7 protein-coding genes are annotated in these 9,771 nt (G+C 65.4%); all 7 read right to left on the bottom strand.

Annotated elements, in window-relative coordinates; translation table 11 throughout:
• Window positions 1–16 precede the first annotated feature (16 nt).
• Window positions 17–2,182 carry an HlyD family efflux transporter periplasmic adaptor subunit gene (locus tag ELS24_RS01620; protein WP_127183216.1) on the bottom strand — a complete coding sequence of 722 codons (2,166 nt, stop codon included), beginning with the start codon at window positions 2,180–2,182 and terminating at the stop codon, window positions 17–19.
• Window positions 2,183–2,186: 4 nt separating this feature from the next.
• Window positions 2,187–3,641 (bottom strand): efflux RND transporter periplasmic adaptor subunit, encoded by a 1,455-nt coding sequence (locus ELS24_RS01615; protein ID WP_083447364.1) that lies wholly within the window; start codon window positions 3,639–3,641, stop codon window positions 2,187–2,189.
• A 12-nt stretch (window positions 3,642–3,653) separates the two neighbouring features.
• The gene (locus ELS24_RS01610; RefSeq protein ID WP_127183215.1) at window positions 3,654–4,682 is read right to left on the bottom strand and encodes an efflux RND transporter periplasmic adaptor subunit; all 1,029 of its coding nucleotides are present in this window, start codon (window positions 4,680–4,682) and stop codon (window positions 3,654–3,656) included.
• A gap of 21 nt (window positions 4,683–4,703) precedes the next feature.
• The gene (locus tag ELS24_RS01605) at window positions 4,704–6,305 is read right to left on the bottom strand and encodes a TolC family protein (RefSeq protein WP_240669417.1); all 1,602 of its coding nucleotides are present in this window, start codon (window positions 6,303–6,305) and stop codon (window positions 4,704–4,706) included.
• Between the two features lie 403 nt (window positions 6,306–6,708).
• Entirely contained in the window at window positions 6,709–8,223 is a 1,515-nt protein-coding gene (locus tag ELS24_RS01600; protein ID WP_127183214.1) for an AMP-binding protein, read from the bottom strand.
• Between the two features lie 156 nt (window positions 8,224–8,379).
• Window positions 8,380–9,012, bottom strand: coding sequence for a DUF1109 domain-containing protein (locus ELS24_RS01595; protein WP_164741199.1), 633 nt, complete (start codon window positions 9,010–9,012; stop codon window positions 8,380–8,382).
• Window positions 9,012–9,581, bottom strand: a complete 570-nt coding sequence (locus ELS24_RS01590) for a sigma-70 family RNA polymerase sigma factor (RefSeq protein WP_230694748.1) — start codon at window positions 9,579–9,581, stop codon at window positions 9,012–9,014. The genes ELS24_RS01595 and ELS24_RS01590 overlap by 1 nt, the downstream gene beginning before the upstream one ends.
• Between the last annotated feature and the right edge of the window lie 190 nt (window positions 9,582–9,771).

Here is a 9,771-nt window from a genome sequence, read left to right as displayed (position 1 = left end):
TCATGTTTCTTCGTGCTCATGCGCCGGCCTCGCGCAACAGCACGCTTGCAACGCGCCGCACCAGGCGGCTGGCCAAGCTGATCGGTTCACCACGTATCTGCATTTCGCCGCGCAGTTCGGTCAAGGGCAGGGTGTGGCGGGACAAGTCGGTCACGTCGCCGGCCACTTCGAACACGGCCTGTTCGGCGCGCAGCCGGCCTTCGAACTGGCGCGCCGGCACGTCGCCGCCATGCGCGGACGTCAGCACCCAGTTGTCCAATGTGTCGTTGGCTGCCGCGCCCACGCGCGAGACCTGGATGGCGCGCGCGGGCATCAGGCGCTGCCCGTCCACGAACTCGCCCGCGTCGCCTTCACGGATGCGATGCAAGTCGTCCGCATCGATGTAGCCGCGCGCCTCCAGGCTGTCGGGCGCGGCAATCAGGGCCAGGCGCGTCTTCTCGTCCACCCAGCGTCCGGGCGACAGTTCCAGCGCCAGCTCGACCACCACGCCGTCGATGGGCGCGCGCACCGCCAGACGGGCACGCTCGCGTTCCAACCCCGCAATGCGGTCGCGCTCCAACTGGACTTCGCGCGTCAGCGTCAGCGATTCGGACAGATCCTTGCGGTCGGCGCTGCGACGGTCCAGCCGTTCGTTCAGCAGCCGTTCACGCTCGCGCGCGGCGTCCAACTGTTGTTCGATCTCTGACGCGCTCAGCGCCATCAGGATCTGTCCGGCACGCACGGTCTCGCCCTGGCGCACGCGCACGGCTTCCAGGCGCGCGGGGCGCGGCGCAAACGCCGGCGCCTGCTCCGTTGCGGTCAGCACGGCGGGGATGCGCACGGTGTAGGGCAAGGGCACCAGCAACACGGCCGCGAGTATCGCCACGACCATCATCGTCACGAACGCCTGCCGCCCCACTTCGTGGCGGCGGCGTACCCACACTTTCATTTCGCGCCAGATCGGCAGCGCGATGAACCAGCCGATCTCGACCACGAACAGGAAGATGCCCAGGATCTTGAAGAAGTAGTGATAGATCAGCAGGGCGATTGCCAGGAACAGGAAGAAGCGATAGATCCAGGTGGCGTAGGCAAAGACGATGAACAAGGTGCGCGTCGAGCCGTAGGTGGGCTCGGGCTGCTCGTCGCCGTAGCCGAAGAGCCGTTCCCGCATCCACCAGCGCGCCATCGCAAATGATCGGTCTTGCAGGCTGGGAATGCCGATCAGGTCGCTGAAGAGGTAGTAGCCGTCAAAGCGCATCAGCGGGTTGAGGTTGACCGCCAAGCTCAGCACCCAGCTGGTGGTGGCCAGCGCGAAGGCCACGTTGCGCCAGGCGCCGTCGGGCAGGAACACCCAGGCCAGCGTCGCCAGCACCGCCACCAGCAGTTCCACCGCCATGCCGGCGCTGTCGATCAGGACGCGCTGGCGCCGGGGCAAGCGCCAGGCGTCGGTCGTGTCGGTGTAGAGGATGGGCGTCATCACCACGAACGCCACGCCCATGGTGGTAACGCGCGATCCCAGGCGCACGGCGGTATAGCCATGGCCCAGTTCGTGCAAGGTCTTCACCAAGGCCAGGCTGAGGCCGAATGCGATCAGGCCCGTGGCCGAGATCATGTCGGGGAAGGTGCTCAGGAACGTGTCCCATTGGCGCGACACCAGGTACAGGCTCAACACGCCCAGCAACGCAGCCAGGATCCAGAAGAGGCGCGAGAAGAACACCGTTACCCACGGCAAGGTGCGCCGCAGAAAGACATCGGGGCGCGCCAGCGGCACCTTGAAGAACAGATAGCCGTGCAGCAGGCGTGTCGCCAACGATCGCTTTTGCGCCGCCCGTTGCTGGCGCACGCGCGCATAGGTTTCGCCCGGGGCGGGCGCCAGCAGGTCATGGCGTTGCAGGAATTCGATCAGGCCCAGGATCTTCTGCTCGTCGGGCGTGCGGCCGCTGCTTCGCGCCACCGCCAACCGCAGCGCGCCCACCGTGCCCTGGTGCCATTGGGCCAGCATGCCGACCGTATCCTGGTCGATGGCGAAGAAGCGGTGCGCGGCCGGGTCATGAATACGCCAGTTGCCGCTCCATTCGCCCGCGCGCGCGCCGCCTTGATCCGGGATCAGGCGCAGGTCCTGACGCAGGGGCGGCAGGATGCGCGCGTCCAGGCTGACATCACTGGCATCGGGGTCGTCGCCAAGCAGGGCGGTGGCGTCCATGGCGTCAGACTCCCGTCCATTGACGCAACGCCGTTATCGGCCGCCGCAACAGGTAATAGAACAAGGACACCGGCTCGCCATAGACCCGTGCCGTGCCGCGCAGGCCCAGGCGTTCGGGTGGGGCCGTGGGGTCGTTGACGCGCGCCAGCACGGTGTAGCTGGACACGCCGGCCGCATCGGCTTCGGCGCGGTACGCCACGCGCACGATCTTCGCGTCCAGCGGGTCCAGTGGAGCCGCATCCAGGAACACGCGCACCGACGCGCCCTCCTGCAAGTTGACCGAGTCGGCCACCGGCACCTTCAGTTGATATTGCACCCGACCGGGGTCGGCCACGCGCATGATGGCTTCACCCACGGCCACCGGTCGGCCCAGCCAGTCGCGCGGGTCGCCATACAGCGCCACGCCATCCTGCGGCGCGCGCAGCACCGCCTTGGCCAACATGGCGCGCGCATAGTCGCGTTCCGCCGTCGCCACCGATTCCTCGCTTTGCGCCACGGCCAGCTCACGCTTGGCGGTGGGGTCGGACACGGCGGCCTGTTGCAGCCGGAACACCTTGGCGCGGGCCACTTCACCCCGTTGGATGGCGACCTCGTAGTCGCTACGCAATTGCGTATCCACCAACTGCACCAGCGGCGTGCCCGCCGCAACCTGCGCACCCGGCGGCACCAGAATGCGTTCCACGACGGCGGGCAGCGCCGCCGTCACCACAAAGGGATCCTGCGGCGTGACCTCCACCGGCGCCAAGGTCGTGAGCGGCACATGGACGAAGGCGAGCGCCGCCGCCAATACCGCCAGCCCCCCAACCAGCTTGGGACGATGGCGACGTAAGCCGGCCACGGGGCGCGCACGGCCCGCGATGGCGGACAGGCCGTGGGCATAGGCGCCGCCCAAGCGGCCCGCCAGGCGCAGATGCGCTTCTTCCCAGGGTTGGTCGCGCGCCAGCAACCAGCCGGCGCGAGGCGCCTGCCCCACATCGGCCAAAGGCACCCACAGCAACGAGGTCAGCACGGCGTCCGCCGAGCAAGGATCCGTGGGATCCGCATAGGCGTGCGCATCGAAGGTGCGCAGCGCGCGCGGATCGGGCGCATCCGCGCCAGGCCGGCACAGGGCCGTCACCATGTTCTCGTACCAGCGCACCAGCGGCGCATCGCGGTTCACGCTTGCCAGGCCCGAAATGGCCGCCACGCGCCAGCGGCCGCCGGGCGTGCCGTCAAACACCAGCGCCTGGCCAAAGGGCAGCAGCGCGATGGGTTCATTGGCCAGGTGCTGCCACAAGGCCTCGCGCGTGGCGCAGCGGCGCAACTCGCCTTCCAGGCGGATCAGCTGCGCGCCCGTGCTGTTCTGCGGGTCGGCCTGCGACACCGACGGCGCATTCGCGGCGGGCCGGGGCCGCGCGGGCTCGCCTGACGCCACGGGGGCAGCCGGCCCACTACGGGAACTCGCCACATGAAGGGCCATGGAAGCCTCTCCTTAGCGGGCACTGCCGTTGCGGGAAGGCGGCGCGCCGACGCGCACCGATCCGCCGGGCACGGCCTGGCTTGTCGCCGCGGGGATGGGCGTGATCGCAAGCGGCAGGCCTTCACTGCCCGGCGGCACGTGGTAGACGGCCTGCACGGGCAGCTTGCTGGCGGAGCCCGGCCCGGGGCGAGCACCCGCGCCCGCTGCAGGTCCCGGTCCAACTCCATGTCCAGGCCCGGGCGTCGACGCCATCGGGGTGCCCGGCGCGGCCGTGGCGCCTTCCAAGGTGGCGCGTCCGCTCATGCCGGGCAGCACGCTCGCGGGCGCCCCCTCCACGCGCGCCACCACCTTGATGGTCTGGCTGACGGCGTCCACCGCCGCCGACACGCGCGTCACCTTTGCCGGCAACACGTCGCCGGTCTCATCAACAATGAAGTCCAGGTCCGAACCTTCCTTCAGCCACACCAGCCATTTGGACGGCACGACCATATGCAGTTCCATCGGGCCATCGCTCACGATGGAGATCAGCTTTTCATTGGCCGGCGGCGTTTCATCCAGCCGCGCCAGCGTTTCCACCACGCTGCCCGCATACGGCGCCACGACCTCGCAGTCGACCATGCGCTGCTGAATGACATCGGCCTGCGCCTGGCGCTCCTGGTGCTTGAAGCGCGCGATGTCGGCGTCGGCGCGGCCGGTGGCCGCCATGCGCAGCAATTCGGATTGCACTTTCGCGTTGCGCGCTTCCACCGCCGCGCCCGCGCGCGCGGCGCGCAACTCGGCTTCCAGGCGACGGCAATCGAAACTGACCAGCACGTCGCCCTGCTTGAACCGTTCGCCTTCGCGCAGCGGCATGCTGAGGATCTTTTCAGAGATCGATGACGACAGCGAGGCCTCGGCGCTGGCGCGCAGCACTCCGCGCGCCGAACCGCTGCCAACGTCGGGCTCGGCGGCCCAGGCCGTGGCGCAAGCCAGCAACAAGGGCGTCAACCAGACACGGCGGGCCCTGCCCGCCAAGGGCGCAAGACTTCTTTGCTTGTTCATGATGGATCCCGCCTAAAGGGGTTAGCGTGTCGGTGCAACGACCGCCACGCGGGCGTCCTGCTCGTTGATGGCGAAGTTGTCGCGCGCTGTCCACATGTCGCGCAGCTTGCCCGCCAGCGTGGGCACCGCGTCAGACGTGCTCATGTTTGTGTCAACGGGGTCGATACCGAGCGAGGCGAACACGTTGGCGTAGGCGTTTTGAAGATCCGCCAGCGCCAGGTCATAACGCACCCGCGCGACCAAGGTATTCATCTGCTCGCGGATCAAGGATTGCCGGCTGAGTTTTTCCGCCTTGAAGCCCGAATCGATCTGGTCTTCGATGCGCGCCTGCACGTCGTAGAAGCGTCGCGCCGTGTCCAGCTCGTCCTGGCGCAGCGCGTAACGCGCGCGGCTCACTTCCACCTGCGTCGCCACCGCGGTGGTCAGCGCCAGTTGCCGCTGATCCAGCAGATCTCCTTCCGCCTTGATCTGCGCTTTCTCGGCGGGCAGGCGGAAGATGTTCAGCAGATTCCAACTGGCCACCGCGCCCCAGCCGATCCAGTTGCTGTTGTAGAGCAGGTCGTTGGTGCTGGCGTTCACCCCGCCAAATAGCTTCAGGCTGGGCAGCGAGCGCAGCAAGGCGGCGGTGTCTTCCTGACCGTTGACGCGCAATTGATACGCCACTTCACGCAGCTCGGGCCGGTTCTCGATCGCCACTTGCAGCCAGGCGGCCGAGTCATCGGCGATGCCGGGCAACACCAGCGACCGCTTGCTTTCCATGGGTGGCGGTATCGCAATGGTGTATTGCGTATTGGGCGGCAGATTCATCAAGGCGGCCAGTTGCTGCTTGGCCACGCCGAGTTCCCTGCCCAGCGCCTGCACGTCGCGCCGAATACCCAGCATTTCGCGCTGGTAGCTCAAGGGAGCCAGCGGCGCGGTCAGGCCCAGCCGGTCTTGCTCGGCGGCCAGGTCCAGCGCGGTCTGCGTGGCCGTTTCCAATTCGCGGATCTTGCCCAGCAGACGTTCCGCGCTGACGGCGCGCCAGTAGGCGGTGCGCACGTCTTCAATCAAGCGGTTCATGACCTTGCGCTTGCGCTCTTCGGCCATGTTGACCCGATCGGCCGCTTGTTTGGCGCGCACATACGACAGGCCGAAGTCCAGCACGTCCCAGCTCAGTTGCAGATTGCTTTGCAGCACGTTCTTTTCAGACGAGGTGGACGGCTCAAGCGAGGTCCGCCCGGTCAGCAAGGACTGGCTCGCGCCGCCCGAATAATTGTCGCGCCCGGAGTAGTCAAGCGACGCGACAAACTTCGGCAGCATGTCGTAGTGCTTCAGGTCCAGCTCACGCTGCGCCAGGGCCACGCCCATCATCTCGACGCGCACGTCCAGGTTGTATTTGATGGCGCGCGCCATTGCTTCATACAGGTCCACCGCGCCCAGGATGGGTTCTTGGTTGGCGGTGGAACGCGCGATCAGGTCGATGGCGCGATCGCGGTTTTCGGCGGCTTCGAATTGCTTGGGCTGCACCGAGCAGCCAGCCAGCAATACCGCCGCCATGGAAGCGGCCAGGGCGTGCAAGCTGGCCTTCTTTTCTATCTTGGGCCGGCGCATGCCGCCGATGCAGAGGCTTACGATGGTGCTCATGTTCTTTACCCTTGTCGCGCACGCTCGCGTGCGTCCCTGACTGAATCCGCCTGCGCCGCCACGACGTGGCCGCCGCACCCAATCGCCTGGTTGAACTACCCAAACCCTGAAGGTCATTCGTATGGAGTCAGCTCGAAAGACTCGTTCAAATGGCCCATAGCTGTAAGTACGACCGCGCGGATCATCCAGTTACGGCGTCAATAGTTAAGAACGGTAAATTAAGGAAATGAGTTTAGGGATATCGACACAAGTGTTCGCGAGTTCGCGATTGGACGCTGTTTGAAATCGCGCGTGCGAACGCCAGCCGCGCCACGCCTGCGCAACAGTCTTGCGAAGGGTTGGGCAATTGCATCAAGGGGAAATGGCAACGCGCGTGGTGGCACGCGCGCGACCGGCGATGCCGTCACATGCCGGCTCGCGCTACTTCGTGACGGGCGTCTTCGGCGATGGCCTCGTTGAACTCATGATCATGCAGACGCAGGATCATCGTGCGGCGAGGCCGACCACGCGAGGTCGCCAAGCCTGACACGAATGAGAACGGCGCCTTCGCGCGGGTCCAGCGCATCACATGCGAACGCGCATCCAGTCGCGCATTGCAGCGATCGACGGCGGCCTGTATTTCGTCGTCGGACAGGGTTGGCCCGATGGGCCACAGCACCGCGCAGCATCCGACGCGTGGCTTGACGAACACGGCGGCCTGCATGAACAGCGCGGTATCCATCAAGGCGCGTTCGGCATTAGCCTGCGCGGGACCGATGCGCGACGTGGCGACGATGGCGGGGCCCGCGCGATCCAGCAGGTACACGTGGCCGTCGTCGTCAATCTCTCCGTGCTTGTCGGTGGCCAGCCATTCACCAACAAAGGGCGGCTCGTCGACATAGCCCAGGAACCCCGAACCCTTGACTTCAAGTTCGCCGCTTTCGGACGCGCGCACCTGCAAGTGCGGCAGGGCTTTGCCCGCCGAGCCCGCGTGGCGCATGCCGTCAATGTGCATCGTCACCACCGACGCCGCTTGCGCCACCGCGAAGGTCGGCACGACAGGCAGGCCGGCCGCCTCGAACAGCCGGCGCATGCCGAGTTCGTTCGCCGCGCCATCGATCAACGCACAGCGCAGCGTCACTGGCGCCCGCGCGCGCCGGTCCTGTAGAAAGAGCGCGTAATCGACCAGGGCCTGTGGCGTGGCCAGGAAGCTCTGCGCGCCATGGTGTTCAAGTTCTTCATGCAAGGCCAGGGGGTCCACGCCCATCGCGTCCAGCCCAAGATGGCTGCCCGGCAGGGCCACGCAGGTTGCGCCCGAGATCAAGCTTGCATAGACCCCAATCACACACTCTTGCAGCGTTGCCAAGGGGCGGGTCATCAAATGCCGTTTGATTCCTCGATCAGTCAAGGCAGCCGCTACCGCAGCCGCCGTTGACAGCAGCGCGCTCGCGCCCAGGCAGATGCCCTTGCCCATGTCGTCGGTGTCGGTGTTGAACACGATCTTCGCGGTGCCTGGCGGCAGTTCGCGTGGCGGCACCGGCGCGTGCCGCACAAACAGGCCATCGCCGCCGGACAGCGTGACCGACTGCCGCAGCCCCAAGCGGACTAGCCTTGCGGTCATGGCGGCCGGCGCAATCACCGTGTCCACGCCGCAGCGTTCCAGGGCGCGTATCAACAAGCTGTCCGTGGCAAGCGGTGGCAGCGGAACATGCGCCACGTTCGCCATCAAGGCCGCCACGTCATCGACGATGGCCCATGGCGCATTGTCTTGCAGGGTCAACAACACCCGAACCGACAATTTTTCGTACCAGGCCGCGCGTTCTTTCACAGCGGCGCAGAACGCGCTGTAGGTCAGCGATGCGCGCGCCCCGATCGATGCGGGCCGATACGTGCTTGCCGCATGCTGAGTCAACACATTGAAGAATTCTTGGGTATTCATGGCTGGCCCGTGTGCGTCGGCATGTCTTCTTATTCGACGCGGCACGCCGTTTCGTTACCGAGCCCGCTCAAAACAAAACGGACCCGACAGGGTCCGTGAAGATATGCGTGCATTCATCCTTGAGCGCATGCGCCAGGCTGCGCGCACCACACGCGCCTACCAGCGCAGCACTTTCGGTCCAAGCAGCATGCCAAGCAAAGCGCTCAAGGCGATGCCCAGCGTATACCAGACCGCCACGAACAAGAATGATTCCTCGGGGCATATGACCGCGTAGCCCAAGGCTCCCTGCGCCCCCGCGAAGATGCCGGCGGCAAAGCCGGCCAGGCGCAAGCGCGTGGGCGCCAAGGTGCGCAAGGCCCATAGCGCCGCCGCCAATGCGGGCAAGGAAAACGCCAGGATCAACAATGAGCAGACTTGCCACGTCTGCCCCAGGAACAACGCGGAAACCTGATCCGCGGGCGCGGCCACCCAGGTCGACACACCGAAGCCGGCCATCACCAGCACCACCAGCGCCAAGGCCCACAGCGGCTTGGCAATGCGCGATATCGGCCGGGCCAATTGCGTGACCATGAACCACCCGCAGGCAAGAATCGACAAGGCATACGCCACCTTGTACCAACGGACCACCCACAAAATAGCGGGGGATGCGTTGCCGTTCGCCATCATTCCTATACCCAGGCTGGCGGCCAGCCCGGCAAGCAAGGCGGTACGAAACTTCAAAGACACATTGAACGCTGGCGCGGGCCCGGCGTCGGTGGCCAGAAAATCGATGAAGTCCTTGGTTTTCACTATATGACCACCTTGACGAGTAAGCTCAATCGCTTTAGCCCGCGGTGCACCTGAACCCGAATGGCGCCCTCTGTCATTCCGATTCGTGCCGCCGCTTCCGCCACGCTCAATCCTTCCAGTTTCGTCAGCTCGATGGCGCGTCGCTGCGCCTCGGGCAACAAGCTCAGCAAGCGGGCAAGATCCACATGAGACATCGGTTCTATTGCCTCGCCAGCCAGCAGCAATTCATCTACGTCATCAATAGAATCGTTAAGGGCACCATAGCGTCTATTGCGGCGCCAGAAGTCAATCAGCTTGTGACGAGAGATTGCATATACCCATGCCGACAACGGCTGTGCCGGGTCGTAGCTGGCGCGCTGCAAATGCAGCGCCAACAAGCATTCCTGCACCAAGTCTTCCACATCATCCTGCCAGCCCGCCATGCGTCTGCGCAAATAGGCTCGCAATAAACGTGCGATGCGGCCCAGCACATCGCGATACGCTGCTTCGTCTCCGGCCTGAGCTTGTAGCCAAAGCGCTCTAAGTTCGGATTCCACAGTCCCTAAGCGGGCGGAGAATTCTCTTGGCATGTCGTTCGCCATTTTGGTCAACGGGCCAGTCGCACGAGCGTGCGGCTAGTCTGAGCCATGCTGCGGAGTATACGCGCGGCAAACAGATGGATACACAAATGATTCGGCGGCCTATTACCGATCATTGCTTGCGATGCGATGTTCGCAGAATTCGCCGTAATTCAAATGCAAATTAACGTTAACGATGCAA

It is taken from the genome of Achromobacter spanius, from assembly GCF_003994415.1.
GTDB classification, from domain to species: domain Bacteria; phylum Pseudomonadota; class Gammaproteobacteria; order Burkholderiales; family Burkholderiaceae_B; genus Achromobacter; species Achromobacter spanius_C.
Note: the sequence above shows the minus strand (reverse complement) of the source record. Positions and strands in the feature narration are given on the sequence as shown.

Coding starts and splice junctions, on each gene's coding strand:
- ELS24_RS01620 (WP_127183216.1), bottom strand. CDS start 2,182: ATGGACGCCACCGCCCTGCTTGGCGACGACCCCGATGCCAGTGATGTC.
- ELS24_RS01615 (WP_083447364.1), bottom strand. CDS start 3,641: ATGGCCCTTCATGTGGCGAGTTCCCGTAGTGGGCCGGCTGCCCCCGTG.
- ELS24_RS01610 (WP_127183215.1), bottom strand. CDS start 4,682: ATGAACAAGCAAAGAAGTCTTGCGCCCTTGGCGGGCAGGGCCCGCCGT.
- ELS24_RS01605 (WP_240669417.1), bottom strand. CDS start 6,305: ATGAGCACCATCGTAAGCCTCTGCATCGGCGGCATGCGCCGGCCCAAG.
- ELS24_RS01600 (WP_127183214.1), bottom strand. CDS start 8,223: ATGAATACCCAAGAATTCTTCAATGTGTTGACTCAGCATGCGGCAAGC.
- ELS24_RS01590 (WP_230694748.1), bottom strand. CDS start 9,581: ATGCCAAGAGAATTCTCCGCCCGCTTAGGGACTGTGGAATCCGAACTT.